At 71.1% G+C, this 16,644-nt stretch carries 15 protein-coding genes; 2 read left to right on the top strand and 13 right to left on the bottom strand.

The features are described 5' to 3' along the window. Positions 1-39: 39 nt before the first annotated feature. Both lpdA and ACGFI8_RS31375 read right to left on the bottom strand, forming a co-directional pair. A complete protein-coding gene (lpdA, locus tag ACGFI8_RS31380) occupies positions 40-1,419 on the bottom strand; it encodes a dihydrolipoyl dehydrogenase (protein ID WP_392810398.1) in 1,380 nt (459 codons plus the stop codon). Beyond that, positions 1,416-2,387, bottom strand: coding sequence for a magnesium transporter CorA family protein (locus ACGFI8_RS31375; RefSeq protein WP_392810397.1), 972 nt, complete (start codon positions 2,385-2,387; stop codon positions 1,416-1,418). The genes lpdA and ACGFI8_RS31375 overlap by 4 nt, the downstream gene beginning before the upstream one ends. 145 nt (positions 2,388-2,532) lie before the next feature. Between ACGFI8_RS31375 and ACGFI8_RS31370 the strand changes: the two genes are divergently transcribed. Further along, the gene (locus ACGFI8_RS31370) at positions 2,533-2,922 is read left to right on the top strand and encodes an NYN domain-containing protein (RefSeq protein WP_392810396.1); all 390 of its coding nucleotides are present in this window, start codon (positions 2,533-2,535) and stop codon (positions 2,920-2,922) included. Between the two features lie 373 nt (positions 2,923-3,295). Further along, a complete protein-coding gene (locus ACGFI8_RS31365) occupies positions 3,296-3,931 on the top strand; it encodes a winged helix-turn-helix domain-containing protein (RefSeq protein ID WP_392810395.1) in 636 nt (211 codons plus the stop codon). Between the two features lie 150 nt (positions 3,932-4,081). Here ACGFI8_RS31365 and ACGFI8_RS31360 read toward each other — a convergent pair whose 3' ends face one another. The 11 genes from ACGFI8_RS31360 to ACGFI8_RS31310 form a co-directional block, all read right to left on the bottom strand. Next, on the bottom strand, positions 4,082-5,365 hold the full coding sequence (locus tag ACGFI8_RS31360) for an AAA domain-containing protein (protein ID WP_392810394.1): 1,284 nt from the start codon (positions 5,363-5,365) through the stop codon (positions 4,082-4,084). Positions 5,366-5,450: 85 nt separating this feature from the next. Further along, complete coding sequence (locus ACGFI8_RS31355) at positions 5,451-6,926, bottom strand: hypothetical protein (protein WP_392810393.1); 1,476 nt, start codon at positions 6,924-6,926, stop codon at positions 5,451-5,453. Next, entirely contained in the window at positions 6,923-8,077 is a 1,155-nt protein-coding gene (locus ACGFI8_RS31350; RefSeq protein ID WP_392810392.1) for a hypothetical protein, read from the bottom strand. The genes ACGFI8_RS31355 and ACGFI8_RS31350 overlap by 4 nt, the downstream gene beginning before the upstream one ends. 44 nt (positions 8,078-8,121) lie before the next feature. Further along, positions 8,122-8,934 carry a hypothetical protein gene (locus tag ACGFI8_RS31345; protein ID WP_392810391.1) on the bottom strand — a complete coding sequence of 271 codons (813 nt, stop codon included), beginning with the start codon at positions 8,932-8,934 and terminating at the stop codon, positions 8,122-8,124. Positions 8,935-9,018: 84 nt separating this feature from the next. After that, positions 9,019-10,059 (bottom strand): acyltransferase, encoded by a 1,041-nt coding sequence (locus tag ACGFI8_RS31340; RefSeq protein ID WP_392810390.1) that lies wholly within the window; start codon positions 10,057-10,059, stop codon positions 9,019-9,021. 130 nt (positions 10,060-10,189) lie between these two features. Continuing rightward, positions 10,190-10,705 (bottom strand): DsbA family protein, encoded by a 516-nt coding sequence (locus ACGFI8_RS31335; protein ID WP_392810389.1) that lies wholly within the window; start codon positions 10,703-10,705, stop codon positions 10,190-10,192. Between the two features lie 296 nt (positions 10,706-11,001). Further along, positions 11,002-12,189, bottom strand: a complete 1,188-nt coding sequence (tuf, locus tag ACGFI8_RS31330) for an elongation factor Tu (RefSeq protein WP_392810388.1) — start codon at positions 12,187-12,189, stop codon at positions 11,002-11,004. A 496-nt stretch (positions 12,190-12,685) separates the two neighbouring features. Further along, entirely contained in the window at positions 12,686-13,771 is a 1,086-nt protein-coding gene (locus ACGFI8_RS31325; protein WP_392810387.1) for an FHA domain-containing protein, read from the bottom strand. A gap of 257 nt (positions 13,772-14,028) precedes the next feature. Then, on the bottom strand, positions 14,029-14,529 hold the full coding sequence (locus ACGFI8_RS31320) for a DUF2199 domain-containing protein (RefSeq protein WP_392810385.1): 501 nt from the start codon (positions 14,527-14,529) through the stop codon (positions 14,029-14,031). 204 nt (positions 14,530-14,733) lie between these two features. After that, on the bottom strand, positions 14,734-15,537 hold the full coding sequence (gene proC, locus ACGFI8_RS31315) for a pyrroline-5-carboxylate reductase (protein WP_392810384.1): 804 nt from the start codon (positions 15,535-15,537) through the stop codon (positions 14,734-14,736). Positions 15,538-15,603: 66 nt separating this feature from the next. Beyond that, complete coding sequence (locus tag ACGFI8_RS31310) at positions 15,604-16,632, bottom strand: 6-phosphofructokinase (RefSeq protein WP_392810383.1); 1,029 nt, start codon at positions 16,630-16,632, stop codon at positions 15,604-15,606. Between the last annotated feature and the right edge of the window lie 12 nt (positions 16,633-16,644).

Genomic DNA, 16,644 nt, shown 5'->3' with positions numbered 1-16,644 from the left:
GGGCGGGCGATCGCCGTCCCGCCGATCCCGCGTGCTGGACTACATGTTGATCATGTGTCCGGCCAGCCCGTGGACGGCCTCCTTGACCGCCTCGCCCAGGGTCGGGTGGGCGTGAACGTTTCGCGCCACCTCGTGGACGGTGAGATCCCATTGCTGCGCCAGCGTGAGTTCGGGCAGCAGCTCGGTGACCTCGGGCCCGATGAGGTGGCCGCCCAGCAGCTCGCCGTACTTCGCGTCGCTGATCAGCTTCACGAACCCGGTCGGGTCGCCGAGGCCGTGCGCCTTGCCGTTGGCGGTGAACGGGAACTTCGCGACCTTGACGTCGAAGCCCTTCGCGCGGGCCTGCTCCTCGGTCCAGCCGAAGCTCGCGATCTGCGGCTGGCAGTACGTCGCCCGGGGGATCATGACGTAGTCGAGCTCCATCGTCTCGGCCCCGGCGATCGTCTCGGCGGCGACGATCCCCATCGACTCCGCCGCGTGCGCGAGCATGAGCTTGGCGGTGACGTCGCCGATCGCGTAGATGTGCGGGACGTTGGTGCGCAGCCGCCCGTCGACGTCGATCGCGCCGCGGTCGGTCAGCTTGACGCCGGTCTTCTCGAGGCCGTAGCCGTCCACCCGCGGCGCGAAGCCGATGGCCTGCAGGAGCTTGTCCGCCTCGAGCGTCTGCGACTGGCCATTCGAGGACACCGTCACGCGCACGCCCTGCCCGGTCTCCTCGACCGACTCGACGCGGGTCGAGGTCAAGACCGAAATGCCCAGCCTCTTGTACCGCTTGAGCAGCTCCGCCGACACCTCGGCGTCCTCCAGCGGCACCATCCGGTCCAGGAACTCGACGACGGTGACCTTGACCCCGTAGTTGTGCAGCACGTAGGCGAACTCCACGCCGATGGCGCCCGCCCCGGCGATGATGATCGAGGACGGCAGCTCCTCGGTGAGGATCTGCTCCTCGTACGTCACGACGCGCTCCGACAGCGTGGTGCCGGGCAGCAGCCGGGTCGTCGCCCCGGTGGCGATGATGCAGTTGGCGAAGGTGATGGTCTCGTCGCCGACCTGCAGCGTGTGGTCGTCGAGGAACGTGCCCTTGGTGTGGTACTGCCGGATCTCGTTCTTCTTCATCAGGTAGTGCACGCCCTTGACCCGCCCGTCGGCGACCTTCCGGCTGCGCTGGAAGGCGGCGGAGTAGTCGAACGTGACCTCGCCCTGGATGCCGAACGTCTTGGCCTCGGCGGTGAAGATGTGCGCCAGTTCGGCGTTGCGCAGCAGCGCCTTCGAGGGGATGCAGCCGACGTTGAGGCAGACGCCACCCCAGTACTTGTCCTCGACGATGGCGGTACGCAGGCCGAGCTGCGCCGATCGCACGGCGGCGGTGTAGCCACCCGGGCCGGCGCCCAGGACGACGACGTCGAAGTGTTCAGTCATAGCCAATCCTTGCGTTTGAAGGTGACGTACAGCCCCACTGACAGAAGCACGATGAGCACCGCCGAGACCAGGAACCCCCACTGCTTCTCATAACCCGGAAACGGCAGATTCTGCCCGTAGTAACCGGTAACAGCCGTCGGTACCGCGATGATGGCGGCCCAGCTGGTGACCTTCTTCATGATGCTGTTCTGCCGGTTGCCCTGCACCGCCAGGTTGGACTCCAGGATCGTGGCGGTGAAGTCGCGCAGGGACTCGGTGAACTCCGCCACACGCAGGACGTGGTCGTAGAGGTCGTGGTAGTACGGCAGCATCTCGTCGTCCACGAGGTGCTCGCGGGAGCGCATGAGGCCGTTGACCAGCTCGCGCATCGGCAGGACCACCTTGCGCAGCCGGTTGAGGCTCTTGCGCAGCCGGAAGCTGCGCCGCTGCACCTGCCGGATCGCCCGCGGCGTCTCCTCGAACAGGTGCTCCTCCAGCGCCTCCAGGGCCTCGTCGAGCTGCCGCACCGCGTCGAACTGCCCGTCGACGACGACGTCGAGCAGCCCGTGCGCCAGGTAGCCGACCCCGTGCCCGGCCAGGTCCTCGGTGGCGTCCCAGCGCTCGACCACGGCGTCCATGTCGAAGTCGGCGGCGTGCACGGTGATCAGGGCCCGCTCGGTGACGAACGCCGACACCTCGTGGACGTCCAGGTCGCCGCCCGACCGGTCGAAGCCGATGGCGTAGGCGTTGAAGAACACGTGCGCCGCGTAGTGGCTGAGCTTGGGCCGCTCGTGCGGCGAGGACGCGTCCTCGATCGCCAGGCGGTGCAGCCCGAACTCCTCCTGGACCCGCTCGTAGTCTTTCCGGTCCGGGTCCGTCAGGTCCAGCCACACCACCGTGTCCGGGTCCTTGAGGTGCTCCGATATGTCGTCGAGCGGAAAGTCCTCGGCTTCCAGCCGCCCGTCCCGGTAGAGCCGCGTTCGCGCCATACCGCCCATCAAAGCAGAACCAGGCCCCGCCGGCCGGTTTCGCGCAGCCGGATCCACAGTGGACCGTCGGCGGCGGCTCCTCGCACCCCGAGCGACCGCGTCGCGCCTGAGGGAAATGGCGGGCCGCCGGGGTAAGACTGGCCACATGGAACCGCTCATCATCGTCGACGGCGCGAACGTGGTCGGCTCGGTGCCGGACGGCTGGTGGCGCGACCGCGCGGGGGCGGCGGCCCGGCTGCGCGACGCCCTGGCCGACCGCGACCGATCCGCCCTCCCCGGAGACGTCACCCTGGTGGTGGAGGGCGCCGCCCGCGGGGTGCCGCCGGTCGACGGCGTGCCCGTCGAGGCGGCGCCGCAATCCGGCGACGATCACATTGTCGCGCTCGTGCGCGACAATGTGGGTCACCGGCCCGTCATCGTGGTGACATCCGACCGACTCCTGCGGCAGCGGGTGACGCAGCTGGGGGCGAGTATTGTCAGCCCGGGAGAGCTTCGCGCCGCCATCCCATATGGTGGGAGACGCGACTCTATCTAGCAGATAGGATTTACGGGCGATGTCTGCGCTGCATGCGCGGGTAGTGATGTAACAACATGAGGCGATCTTCCACAATGTGGGAAGCGATTGACCGCAACGACAAGCTCACCGAAAGTTATCTGGGGACCGGTCCCGTGAATTGCCGGTGAATACCACCCCAAAACGTCTGACCAATTAGTGTCGATCTATTCTGTGCGGCACGTAACACGACTTCGCTTCATGTGACATTCCTGGTAAGGTCGATGCCATGTGCCCTGAGGTGCTGCTAGATCCAATGTGGATATCCCGCCGAGAGCACCATTTCGACGGCCTTTGTCGAGTGACCCCCGGTTGAAATCGGCGTTCATTCAGAAGGTTTTCGAGAGGATTAGAAATGGCCGTTTCGGTCGCCGGCGCGCCAGACGTCGCAAGCTCCGTGGTCACCATCACCGTCCAAATCACGCTCAACGGCGAGGAGCTCCCACCGGAGGCATCCCGCCTGCTCAGCGACCTTGAGGCCCTCGCCGCCAGCCAGGCCACCCAGCAGATCCAGCGCAACGCACCGCTTCCGCGCACCGGCTCCGCACCGGCGACCCAAGTCCGCGCCCTGCGCCTCGTGGAGGCCGCGCCGGGCACCTCCGCAGCCGCGGAGACGACGCCCGAGGCGCCCGCCCCGGCCGACGCGAAGGCCAGGCGCATCGGCCGCGCCGCGCCCGACGCGCCCTCGCTCTACCTGTGCACCGGGTCCCGCCTGGTCCTGCAGGACGGCGCGCCGGTGCAGCTGACCCGCCGGGAGTACGACCTCTTCCTCTTCCTGTGCGAGCACCCGCGCCGCGTGTTCAGCCGGGCGCAGCTGCTGCGCCAGGTGTGGGGCTACGACATGGTCGGCACCGAGCGCACGGTCGACGTCCACGTCCGCCGCCTGCGGGTGAAGCTGGGCGACGCCGCACGCATCATCGCCACCGTGCGCGGCGTCGGCTACCGTCTCGACGACGACGCCGCCGTCCAGGTCGTGGTCCGCGAGGACTGACCTCGCGAGCACGATCTCGACCGGGGCCGGCATCCTGCTGCTGGTCGATCTCCTGGGGTCTGGCTCCCGTCGATCATCACCATCTTCGAGCACGGCGGCCAGCCGCAGCTGTACACCGCGCCCCCGAAAAGGAAGCGGGGCGCTGCTGCGTCACAGGGCGGCGAGGTGCGCGAGCATCGCCTGGTTGGCCTCCCAGCCGTCGGGGAAGCGCACCGGCACGTTGAGATGGACCGGCTCGGCGGACGGGTGCGTGTCCAGCAGCTCCGCGATCCCGGCCCGGGCCACGACCACGCACGCGTGGCGGTGCCGCGACGCGAGCACGCACAGGCGGCCGGCCTCCAGGTGGAACGCGCTCGCGTCGCGGCGGCCGGAGAGCGGGTGCAGGATCACCGTCACGTCGTACTCGCGGCCCTGCAGGCGGTTCGCGGTGTCGACGGTGACGTCGGCGGCGACGGTGTCGGCCAGGGCCTGGCGGATCGCGGCGACCTGGTCACGGTGCGCCGCGCCCACCGCGACCCGGTCGGCGGTCACCGGGCGGCCGTCGGGGGCGTGCTCGGAGTACGCGATCGGGCCGCGCCGCAGCAGGCTCACCACGATCTCGGCGATCGCGGCCACGGCCTCCCGGTCGGTGCGCACGGTGTGCCGGGCCGGCAGCTCGTGCAGGGCCCAGCCGGTGCGCCGGGCGGTCTCCAGCGTGGCCGCGACGTGCGGGTCGCCGCCGATGGCGCGCACGGAGTACTCGAGGCTGCGGTCGGCCGGCCGGGTCCCGGCCTCGAACGGGGTGAACGGGTAGAAGGCGGCGGAGACCACGGACGCGGCCGAGGGCGGCAGCCGCCAGGACACCGGCAGGCGGTGCACGGGCAGGTCGGGGTTGTGCCGCAGCAGTACCGCCACGGCGCTCTGCATCGGGTCCCAGGACAGGCCGGCCCAGCGCTCGACGGCGACGACGGAGAACGGGTCGAGCTGCCCGGGGTCGCCGACGAACAGGCCGCGGGAGAAGCGGCCGGCCACGCGCAGGAGCATGTCGGAGCGCATCTGGTACGCCTCGTCGACGATCGCCCGCTCCCACGTGCCGTCGGTGACGGTCGCCCACTTCGCGGCGGTGCCGATGACGACGGCGCTGTTCTGCACGTCCGAGACGGCGCCGCTGACGGTGACCGAGCCGTGCTTGATGACGCGCTGCGCCGGCACGTACGTCGAGGCCGACAGGCGCCCGATCTCCAGGCCGGGCGCGGCGCCGGCGAGGCGGTCGATGAGGTCGTCCACCTGCTCGTTGGTCTGCGCGACCACCATGAGCCGCTCGCCGGCCTCGGCCATGGTGCGGGCGGCGCGCACCACGAGGGTCGACTTGCCGGCGCCGGGCGGCGAGTCGACCACCACCCCGCGGCCGGCGGAGGACCCGAAGTCGTCGAGGATCTCCTCAATCACGGTCATGCCGGAACCTCCGCTTCGCTCCGGCTGCGGCACGACTTGGACCTGAGCCCATGATGACCGGCCCCTACGCTTCGCTCCGGACCGGTCATGACCAGTCCTCCGCGGCGTCGGAGTCGGTCGGCTGGTAGTCCGGCGGCGGGCCGCCGTGGGTCCAGGGCGTGTCCTCGCGGCTCGGGAACCGGCCCGGCGGCTGGTAGGCGTCGCTGACCGGGCCGTACGTCACCAGCTCCCCCACCTCCGGCACCGAGCCCGGCGCCGGCTGCTTCGTCGAGCGGCCCATACCCTTGCTGAGCTCGAGGACGACGTCGACGGACGAGACCGAGACCACCATCGCCTGCTGGGCCAGCCGGGCCGGCGAGACGAGCAGCGCGCCCGGCTCCAGGCGCACCGGGTCGTCGGTCTGCACGGTGATGTGCGGGCGCAGCGCGGCCTTCTTGCCCGACGTGTCGACCCGGTTCGGCGAGGCCGCCACGACGGTACCGGTGAATGCCTCCCCGGAGAGCCGGAACTCGGCCATGATCAGCGGGTCGTCGAGGGCTCGCTGCGCCTCGTAGCGGGCCTGCTCGCGCTCGAGCCGGTCGAGGCGCCCGGCCGCGGCGACGGCGCTGTCGCGCCGCGGCTGGGGCAGCGCGGTGCCTTCGGCCAGCGACATGTGGTACACCGTGAACACATCGCGATCGACCGCCCACCGCCCCTCGACGGAGGCGCCCGGCGGGCGGGCCCGCAGCAGGTCCACGGCCCGCCACATGAGTCGCCACGTCGGCTCCACCTGCTCCTGCAGGGCGGCGGTGAGCGCGGACAGGGCGCGACTCTGCGCCTGCGGGTCGGCGGCGCGCGCGCAGGCGGCCAGGGCCGGGGCCAGCACCTCGTTGTCGAACGTCGGGTCGGTGCTCGGCCCGGCCGGCGGCCAGCGCAGCGGGTCCTCGGCCAGCGCCGCAGCGGCCGCGCCGTCGAGGCCGGCGGGCGGGTCGATCCAGCCGAGCAGCGCGGCGAGGTTGGCGTCCTCCAGGCCGCTCTGCCCGGTCGCCCAGTGCTCGCCGAGCACCTCGGTCACCGCCAGCAGCATGGCCGAGCCGGGGTGGTCGGCGCGCTCGCGCAGGAACGTGAGCCACTGGCCGAGCAGCGGGACGGTGCGGTGCACCGGGTGCGGGCCGTACGGGCGGCGGAAGCGCGTCGAGCGGCCGAGCAGCCGGACGAAGTCGATCCCGCCGCGGTTGGGCACCAGCACCTGCGGGGCGTCGGCGTAGCGGACCTTCGAGGTGTGGCCGGCGTCCAGCGAGCGGGAGAAGCCGTCGAGGTACGTCAGGACGACCCGCGCCAGCTGCGCCACGAACTCGAAGCGCTGGGTGCGGTCGCGCGGGTTGGCCACCACGAGCACGCGGCCGGCATCGGGGCCGGTGCCGACCATGGCGGCCAGCGGCGCGGCGGCCTCGCCGGCCAGCGCCAGGGGTACCAGCACCAGGGGCGTCTGCGCGATGTGCGTGTGCCGCACCGTGGTCAGCGGCTGCGCGCGCCCCGACTCGACGGCCTCCGCCCGCGCCAGCGCGGTGAGGATGCTCACGCAGAACGCCCGGTCTGGCTCGGTGTGAGCTCCGCGGAAAGGCACTCGGTGCGCAGCCGGTGCGCCAAGCGCAGCAGGCCGGCGATCTCCTCCTGGCCCGCGCCGGGGGTGAGCGTGCCGCGGGCCAGGCCGAGCACGGTGGAGACACCCTCGACGCCGCCGAGGTCGTCGCGGATGGAGCGGCCCAGCGCCGAGGTGGAGCCGGCCGCCTCGCCGCGGCAGAAGAACGCCATCTCGCAGGAGCCGAGGCAATCCGGGGTGTACCGCGCGTCGATGGCGCTGACGGCCTTGTGCAGCTCGTCCGGCGGGCGGGTGGCCACATGTTCGGCGTCGTAGGCAAGGTCGAAGGAGAGCCCGGTGGGCAGCGCGTCGAGGATCTTGTCGAGCCGGGTGAGCCGGGACAGCTGGCGCTGCAGCACGGTCAGCTGCTTGCGCACGTCGACCAGGGTGGCGGTGGGCCGGTTGGCGAAGTTCTCCGGGCAGACGAGCACCACGTTGTGCGACACGCTTTCCGGCGGGTACCCGAGCTCGCCGAGCAGCTCGCGCATCGCCAGCACGTAGACGGCCGACTGCTTGGCCGCCGCGGCCGCCTTGCCCGGGTCGGCCTGCTCGTCGATCACGGCGAACGACTTGATCTCGACCACGTGGAAGCGGCCGCCGACCCGGAACGCGATGAGGTCGGGCTCCAGGTACGCGTAGTAGCCGGCGATGTCCAGCCGCAGCATCGGGTGGTCGAACAGCGTGCCGGCGTCGTCGCGCTCCGCGGCGGCGCGCGCGAGCAGGCTGCGGGTGCGGGCGTAGCGCACCTCGCGGCTGGCGTTGCCGCCGACGTTGGACAGGTCGTCGTACGCCACCTCGGGGATCGCCAGGCCGAGCCGCTCGCGCAGCAGCTGCAGCAGCTCCGCCGCGCCGTCGGCCTTGACCTGCGCCTCGAACGCGTTGCCGCGCGCGATCGCGAACCGGGACTGGCCGAAGGCGGCGGGGAAGCCCAGCTGCCCCGCGACGGCGCCCTTGTTCACCCCGGCCGCGTCCATCAGCCCCCGCCGGCCGCAGCCGGGGTTGTTGGTGAGCGCGGCGATGGTACGGGCGTTGTGGTTGCGCGGCGCCACGGTGCCGCGGATGCGGTCCAGCCGGTCTACCAGTGCGTCCATAGGGTTCGCCATCTCTGGGAAATCATTTCGGGGAAGTGGTGGTTCTAGCTCGCGGTTCTGCGCAGTCGCTGCAGCCGGGCGCCGAACAGCGCCTCGGCGCCGTCGAGCCGTTCGTGCGCGCGGGAGGCCGCCGCGGCGCGGTCCGCGGCATCGGCCTCGAGGTGCACGTCGAGCTCGGCCCGGGCCCGGCCGGCCACGGTCTCGGGGTCGGCCCCGGCGCCGCCGGCCGACGCGCCCGGGATGCCGGCGGCGAACCGCCACAGCAGCCGGCGGGCATCGTGCGCGTCGCCGGGCAGCTGCGCCACCCGCTCGGCCACCTTGATCGCGCCGACGAGGAAGTCGACCCGGGCGCTGAGCGGCCCCACCACGCGGGTCTCCAGTGGCCAGGTGGAGATCGCCAGGAGCCCGCGCGCCGGGGCGAGCAGGTCGGCGGTGAGCGCCGGGCACAGGTAGTACGGCCGGCCGTACGGGGCGACCTTGAAGGAGCGCTCCTCGTCGCGGCGCAGGCTGGTCAGCCGGGCGGCGACGAGCTCGCCCGGGAAGAAGGCGTCGTGTACGGCGATGATGAGCTTCGGCGCCGCCGGCACGGTCAGCAGCGTCAGCGCGTGGTGCACCTGCTCGCGGATGGAGAGCATCGGCGGCGCGGGATTCTGCCGCGGCACCACCGGCGCCCGCTCCTCCAGCTCGGCGAGCGCGGCGTCCCACGCGTGCTCGGCCCGGCGCAGCTCCGCGCGCAGCGTCCTGGCCTGTGCCCGATCCCCCGTGGTGGCCGCGCGGCGCAGGTCGCCGCGCAGCCGGTCGATCCGCCGCTCGAGCAGCTCGATCTGCTCGTTAGGGGCCGAGATCGATTCGGACACGAACGGCACGGTAGCCGGTTCCAGCAAGTTCCAGCAAAGACCAGTGTCGGCGTGTCGCGCTTGCTTTTTCCGACCTTTCGACGGTCATGCGGGCACGGGCTCGGGCTGCTCCTCCAGCCGCGACGGCGCCGGGGCCCGCGCGGGCACGGGTACCAGCTGTGGCCTGCGCCGCGCCGCGAGGTCCTCGACCCAGCCGAGGCCGAGCACCACCAGCGCGACCAGGGCGGCGACCAGGGCGAGCTGGACGAAGTCGTGATACCCGCCGACGAGGGTGATGCCGAACCAGACGCCGACCATGCGCACGAACGTGATGGCCGCCTCGTGCCAGAGGTAGATCGTCAGCGCCCGCCGGTTGACCGCCTCGACCAAGGGCTGGGCCGCGCCGAGCGACATCGCCGCGGGCGCCAAGTTCAGCATGATCAGCAGGAAGGCGGTCGACCACAGCGTGTCGGCGACCGGGGCGTCGTTCATGTCGTACCCGCGCGGCCCGGGCTCGTGGAGCAGCATGGCGAGCCCGATGCCGCCCATCACCAGGCACAGTGGCCAGAGGACCTTCTTGGAGATGCGCTGCAGGGTGCCGTCGTGGTGGGCGAAGCCGAGCATCCAGGCGGGGACGTACATGAAGAAGTCCCGGACGGTACCGCCGGTGCCGTGACCGGTCTCCCAGAGCACGACGAGCACGGTGAACGGCACCAGCAGGCTGGGGATCGGCCAGCGGCGGAACAGCCACAGCAGGGCCGGCGAGGCGATGATGAACCACAGGTACGACCGGATGTACCAGATCTGGCTGAACCAGAACCCGCCGCGCTCGGAGGTCGGCGGGTCGTCGAGCGGGAGGAACCACAGCAGTGTCCGCCAGCCATGTTGCATACCGCCCCACAGCGACATGAGCACCACGGCAAAGGCCCCGAGGACCCAGAACGGTATGACGATGCGGCGCATCCGCCGGCCTATCGCCTTGACGCCCGAGCGGTCGAGCGAGGCGGCCATCAGAGAGCCGCCGAGCGCGAACATCAGCCCCATGGCAGGGAAGGCAATGGTCAGCCACGCGAATCCGAGGGTGTGGTAAGTGACCACGCGGATGATCGCGACGGCTCGCAGGAGGTCTACGTACCGGTTCCGCATCCCCTACAGATTGCCCTGTAACCCTTAGGGGGAACCTTCGTTCACCTCAAAATTCGCTGTGTTTATTCTCAAAGATCATAGGGTGGCAGGCCCGTCACCGAGTGGGAAATCGAAATGGTTCACCTATTTCTCACCCTCTGTCAGCGCCTCGTAGCGCAACAGCCAGGGCCTCGAAGCCGAACCCTCCCTCGTGCGGGACCCCGTTGATGAAGAACGCCGGGGTGCCCGCGACCCCGCTGGCCCGCCCGCTGTCCATATCGCGCTCCACCCGCTCGTGGTGCGCGCGGGTCCCGCCCGCGCCGGGCAGGCCGAACTGTTCGGCGTACCGCGCCAGATCGACGTCCTCGAGGCTGTCCTGGTGGGTAAGCAGCAGCGCGTGCATGCCCCAGAACGCTCCGGCGTCGGCGGCGGCCTCGGCCAGCAGCGCGGCCGACATCGCCCGGGGGTAGACGTCCACCAGCGGGAAGTGCCGGAACGCGAAGCGCAAGGTGTCGCCGAAGTGCAGCTGGATGCGCTCCACCACGCCGAACGCCCGGCCGGTGTCCGGGCAGGCGTAGTCGCCGTACTCCACGAGGGTGAGCGGCGCGCCGGACGGCCCTTGGACATGGTCGTCGCCGGTGAGCTGTCGGCTGAGATGCGCGCTCATGCCGTCACCTCCGCTTCGCTCCGGCAGCGGCATGAGCTACACCTGCGTCCCCGGTGAGCGGCCACTCCGCTCCGCTCCGTACCGCCCACGCCGTCACCTCCGCTCCGCTCCGGCAGCGGCATGAGCTACACCTGCGCCCCTGGTGAGCGGCCACTCCGCTCCGCTCCGTACCGCTCATGCGGGCATGGTGCCCATTCCGCACCGGATGACGCATGCGGCCCATGTGACCCCTCGGGCCCGGATGGCGCATGCGGCCCTCAGGGTTTCCCCTAAGGGCCGCACGGCTTTCCGACAGGTCAGTCCAGCAGCTCCGTCACCGTGCCGGCGCCGACGGTACGGCCGCCCTCACGGATCGCGAAGCCGAGCCCGACGTCCATCGCGATCGGCTTGCCGAGCTCGACGGTCAGGTCGACCGTGTCGCCGGGCATCACCATCGTGACGTCGCCGAGGTCCACCGACCCCATCACGTCCGTGGTACGGAAGTAGAACTGCGGCCGGTAGTTGGCGAAGAACGGCGTGTGCCGGCCGCCCTCCTTCGTCGTCAGCGCGTACACGTGGGCCTTGAACCGCCGGTGCGGTGCGACCGAGCCGGGCAGCGCGACCACCTGACCCCGCTGCACCTCGCCCCGGCGGATGCCGCGCAGCAGCAGGGCCGCGTTGTCGCCCGCCTGGGCGGTGTCGAGCTGCTTGCCGAACATCTCCATCCCGGTGACCACGCTGGACTGGGTGGGACCCAGCCCGATCACCTCGACGGGTGTGTTGAGCACGAGCGTGCCGCGCTCGACCGACCCGGTGACGACGGTCCCGCGCCCGGTGATCGTGAGCACGCTCTCGATCGGCATCAGGAACGGCTCGCCGGTCACCCGCTCGGGCAGCGGCACATACTCGTCGACGGCGTCGAGCAGGTCGGCGATCGACTGCACCCAGGCCGGCTCGCCGGCGAGGGCCTTGAGCGCGGAGACCCGCACGACGGGAATCTCGTCACCGGGGAACCCGTACTCGCTCAGCAGCTCCCGCACCTCGAGCTCGACCAGGTCCAGCAGCTCGGCGTCGTCGACCGCGTCGGCCTTGTTCATGGCCACGACGAGGTACGGGACCCCGATCCGCCGCGCCAGCAGCACGTGCTCGCGCGTCTGCGGCATGACCCCGTCCACGGCGCTGACGACGAGGATCGCCCCGTCCACCTGCGCCGCCCCGGTGATCATGTTCTTGACGTAGTCCGCGTGCCCGGGCATGTCGACGTGCGCGTAGTGCCGCGCCGCCGTCTCGTACTCGACATGCGCGATGTTGATGGTGATGCCCCGGGTGATCTCCTCCGGCGCCCGGTCGATCCCCTCGAACGAGGTGTACCGGTTGACCGTCGGGTACCGCTCCGCGAGCACCTTGGTGATGGCGGCGGTCAGGGTCGTCTTGCCGTGGTCGACGTGACCCATCGTGCCGATGTTGAGATGAGGCTTGTTCCTCGTGAACGCCTGCTTGGACATCTGACACTCCACAGTGGATTTGTGGCTGGATGCGCAGAACCCTCTGGCGAGCCGGGCCCCGGTCGTGGTGTGCACGGGCGGGCGTCCGGCTCGGCCGGCTCACCCTCCTCCGTCGGTTCCGCAGGATGCTGCGGGAGGAGGGTCAGCGTCGCAGGCCGGCCTCTAGCGCCGCGTCTAGCGCTGAAGGCGCCCAGGCGACCGCCGAGCCGGCCAGGTGGCCGTGCTCCAGAAGGGCGGTCGTCGCGATCACGATCGGAAAGGTAGCGCGCCCCCGGAGTCACCCGCAACGCATTTATGAGTGACGTTGCTAACATACCCCCCCGGGGTATACAGTGCGGGCGTTTTACCCGGATAATTACGGCGCTGGCGCGCTGCATTTATCCGACATTTCGTATTTGTCCGGGTCCTGCGCTGCACTGGTCGTTCGACATGATCACGGAGTGAACATGTCCACGGAGCAGCACTTCCACTCCGCGATCACGGAAAAAGACGGCGATCAGCGAGGCGGCGGAAGGCGCAGCGCGATCGTGGGGGCGTCGGCCATCACCGAGTTCGGGGCGCCGCCCGTGGGGGCGTCCGAGGGCGGCCGGTCGGCGCGGCCCACCGTGATCTCCGGGTAGATCTCGACCTCGTCCCACTCGCCCATCGCCTTGGGCTCGCCGCGGTTGAGCTCGATCTCCCGTGGCGCGACCGTCGGGCCGGTGCGGGCCAGCACCGCGGCGCCGTTCGTGCTCACGTCGGTGACCAGCAGCATGCCGTCGCGCAGTTCGAAGCGGAGATGGTTGCGGCTCACCCGGCGGCTCGACTCGTCGTCCAGCCAGTTGCCGATCGTCACGCCGTTGGGGTCCTCGGGGGCGCGGCCCAGCACGACCGGGCGCACGCCGGTCACCGGGAACCGGGTACGCACCGTGCCGTTGATGCGCACCACGAGCATCGTGGCCGGCGGGCGCGGGCCGGTGTCGAGCAGGCGGTCGCCGTGCCGCGGGCAGATCGGGGCGCCGCTGGGCAGCGCGGGCGGGGCCTGGCCGGCGCCGGCGGCCGGTGGGCGGCCGAGCACCGGGCAGTCGGCCGCGGGGCAGCGCCAGTACCGCGAGAGCACCGGATGCGGCCGCGGCGTCGCGCCGGTCGCGGGGGCCAGCACGAGCTCCATGCCGCCCGGGGCGCCGGTCGTGAGGTACACCGGGCCGGGGTGCCCAGGCAGCGGCGAGCGGGTGACCACCGGGACGCCGGTGAGATGCGCGACCTCGCGGACCCGGGCGTTGACGCGGGCGCCCGGGGGCAGCATCTCGATCAGCCCGTCGTCGGACCAGCGGCGCAGGACCATGCGCTCGTTGGACGTGAAGTCGGTGTCGGACATCGCGCCACGCTCGGCGATCGCGTAGAGGCCCACGTTGCCGTCGCCGAGCCGGCGGCTCAGCGCGTCGATGAACTGCCCGAGGCGCAGCAGCGCGGCCGGGCGGCCGCCGTCGAGGTCGACGCTGCGCGCCGCCTCCACCAGGTCGATGACGCCGCCCACGGCGAGCGGGTCGACGGTCAGTCGCCGTTCGATCGCGTCCAGTGCTCGGCTCGTTTCGAATCGCACCGGAACATTCTGCATCAGTTCCGGCCGTGTGCCGCAAAGCCGCCGCCGACCACCTCTACGGTCGGCGGCGGGCCTTACGCCGCGGCCCCGGCGAACCTCGGGGGGAGGCTGGGGAAGCCACCGGGTGCGGTACACACGACGGGGGGCACGGGGGGTTGCCGAATGCGTCGTGCGTATCCATCAGCTGACTGTTGGTAATGAATGTAGATCACTGCCCGGAGAGCTCAACAGCGATGAATGCCTGAATGAACACGGCTTCACCCGCCGCACAGCTTGGCGACCTCCGCGAGGCGATGCGCGTCAATGCCGTCGCGCTGTTCGACGGCGAGGGGGTGGTCGGTCGGCTCCAGCTCGACAAGTGGCCGACGGCCCGGTTCCCGAGTATGCACCCGGGTCTTGAGCTGGAGCGTGTCGGGGTACCCGGGGATGTTGTTGGACAGCCAGCCGAAGTAGGGCTTCTCCTCCACGCGCGCCGGGTCGTCCCACAACTGGACCGCGCGCTCGAAGTTCGCCGGGCTCAGGCTGACCCAGATGTTGTACGTCAGATACTCGTCGCTACCGCGCACCGGGATGTCGACGAGTCCCCTGATGAAGAAGTGCAGCTCCTCCAGCTCCGGAGCGTCGATGCAGCACAGCTCCTCTTCGAGGAACGATTCGCCGCCCGACTCCGGCGCACCCCAGTAGTCGGGTGCGGAGAACGCCCACACCGTCGGCACGTCGCCGAGCTCCGCGCCGCAGCACGCACAGAGAACAGTCACCGCGGCATGGTAGACCCGCCGAACGCCACAGTCGCCCCCCAGGCGTCCGCGAGCGGTACGCGAAGCGCCAGCAGGCGCCCGCGAGGGGGACGCAGGGCGCACAGCGCAACCAAAAGTGCCCGCGAAGCGGGCATGGGGGGCTCCGGGGTGGGAACCCCCCGGCAGCGCCCGAGCGAAGCGGGCGCCAGGCCAGAAACAGCCCCCTCAGCTCTGCGCGGCCAGCTCCCGTGCTCGGTCGCGGGCGGCCTCCAGGGCGGCCAGCAGCGCGGCGCGCACGCCGTGGTTCTCCAGCTCGCGGATGGCGTTGATGGTGGTGCCGGCCGGCGACGTCACCGCCTCGCGCAGCTTGACCGGGTGTTCGCCGGACTCGCGCAGCATCACCGCCGAGCCGATCGCGGTCTGCACGATGAGGTCGTGCGCGACCTGGCGGGGCAGGCCGAGCAGGATGCCGGCGTCGGTCATCGCCTCGACCAGGAAGTAGAAGTATGCCGGGCCGGAGCCCGACAGCGCGGTCACCGCGTCCTGCTGCGACTCGGGCACGCGGATCGTGCGGCCCAATGGCCGGAACATCTCCTCGGCCAGCCCCAGGTGCTCGGCCGTGGCGTGCGAGCCGGCCGAGATCGCCGTCATCGCCTCGTCGACGAGCGCCGGCGTATTGGTCATGACCCGCACGACCGGGGTGCCCTCGGGCAGGTGCTTGGCGAAGAACGAGGTCGGCAGGCCGGCGCACATCGACAGGACGAGCTTGCCCTTGGGCATCTTGGGGCCGATGTCGGCGAGCAGGGTGCCGGCGTCCTGCGGCTTCACCGCGATCGTGACCACGTCGGCCTCCAGCAGCGCGGTCTCGTTGTCGACGACCCGGATGCCGTAGCGCTGGGTCAGCTCCTCGGCCCGCTCCGGCCGCCGGGCGGTGGCGATGAGCCGGTCGGCGGACCAGCCGGCCCGCAGCAGGCCGGACAGCAGGACCTCGCCGAGCTTGCCGGCGCCGAAGACCGCGATGGTGCGCAACGGGACTCCCCAGGAGCGGCCTGGGGCCACCGGAGGCGGCCCCAGGCGTACGAGATATGGAATGGATCAGGAGCCGAAGAAGACCTCGGCCTCGGTGTAACGCTCGACCGGGACGGTCTTGAGCTCGCGGGTGGCGTCGGCGAGCGGGACGCGCACGATGTCGGTCGACTTGAGCGCGACCATCTTGCCGAAGTCGCCCTCGTGCACGGCGTCGATCGCGTGCAGGCCGAAGCGGGTGGCGAGGACCCGGTCGAAGGCGGTCGGCGTGCCGCCGCGCTGGATGTGGCCGAGCACGACGGTGCGGGCCTCCTTGCCGGTCTTGGCCTCCAGCTGCTCGGCAAGCCACTGGCCGATGCCGCCGAGGCGGACGTGGCCGAACGCGTCGAGCTCCTGGTTGTGCAGCACCATCTGGCCGTCGAGCGGCTGGGCGCCCTCGGCGACGACGACGATCGGGCTGTACTGCGTCTGGAACCGCTTCTCGACGTAGCCGGCGACCTGGTCGACGTCGAACTGCCGCTCGGGCAGGAGGATCACGTTGGCGCCACCGGCGAGGCCGGCGTGCAGGGCGATCCAGCCCGCGTGGCGGCCCATGACCTCGACCACGAGGGTGCGGTGGTGCGACTCGGCGGTCGTGTGCAGCCGGTCGATCGCCTCCATGGCGATGTTGACGGCGGTGTCGAAGCCGAACGTGTAGTCGGTCGCCCCGAGGTCGTTGTCGATCGTCTTCGGCACGCCGACGACGTTGACGCCCAGGTCGGTCAGCTTGCTGGCGACGCCGAGGGTGTCCTCGCCGCCGATCGCGACGAGCGCGTCGACGCCCAGGTCGGCCAGGTTCGACTTGATCTTCTCGACGCCACCGTCGATCTTGAACGGGTTGGTGCGGGACGACCCGAGGATCGTGCCTCCGCGCGGCAGGATGCCGCGGACCTGGGCGATGCCCAGCTCGCGCGTGATGCCCTCGAGGGGGCCGCGCCAACCGTCACGGAAGCCCACGAACTCGTGGCCGTAGGTGGAGATCCCCTTGCGGACCACGGCACGGATGACCGCGTTGAGGCCGGGGCAGTCGCCGCCCCCGGTCAGTACGCCGATACGCATGCTTGATCTTGC

This window comes from Dactylosporangium sp. NPDC048998, from assembly GCF_043197855.1.
In the GTDB taxonomy this organism is placed as follows: Bacteria; Actinomycetota; Actinomycetes; order Mycobacteriales; family Micromonosporaceae; genus Dactylosporangium.
This window is presented reverse-complemented; position numbering and strand designations above follow the sequence as displayed.

Bases quoted from the DNA above. Each gene is read 5' to 3' on its own strand.
- ACGFI8_RS31310 (WP_392810383.1), bottom strand. From the start codon at position 16,632: ATGCGTATCGGCGTACTGACCGGGGGCGGCGACTGCCCCGGCCTCAAC.
- ACGFI8_RS31335 (WP_392810389.1), bottom strand. From the start codon at position 10,705: ATGAGCGCGCATCTCAGCCGACAGCTCACCGGCGACGACCATGTCCAA.
- ACGFI8_RS31375 (WP_392810397.1), bottom strand. From the start codon at position 2,387: ATGGCGCGAACGCGGCTCTACCGGGACGGGCGGCTGGAAGCCGAGGAC.
- ACGFI8_RS31365 (WP_392810395.1), top strand. From the start codon at position 3,296: ATGGCCGTTTCGGTCGCCGGCGCGCCAGACGTCGCAAGCTCCGTGGTC.
- ACGFI8_RS31370 (WP_392810396.1), top strand. From the start codon at position 2,533: ATGGAACCGCTCATCATCGTCGACGGCGCGAACGTGGTCGGCTCGGTG.
- tuf (WP_392810388.1), bottom strand. From the start codon at position 12,189: ATGTCCAAGCAGGCGTTCACGAGGAACAAGCCTCATCTCAACATCGGC.
- lpdA (WP_392810398.1), bottom strand. From the start codon at position 1,419: ATGACTGAACACTTCGACGTCGTCGTCCTGGGCGCCGGCCCGGGTGGC.
- ACGFI8_RS31350 (WP_392810392.1), bottom strand. From the start codon at position 8,077: ATGGACGCACTGGTAGACCGGCTGGACCGCATCCGCGGCACCGTGGCG.
- ACGFI8_RS31360 (WP_392810394.1), bottom strand. From the start codon at position 5,365: ATGACCGTGATTGAGGAGATCCTCGACGACTTCGGGTCCTCCGCCGGC.
- ACGFI8_RS31340 (WP_392810390.1), bottom strand. From the start codon at position 10,059: ATGCGGAACCGGTACGTAGACCTCCTGCGAGCCGTCGCGATCATCCGC.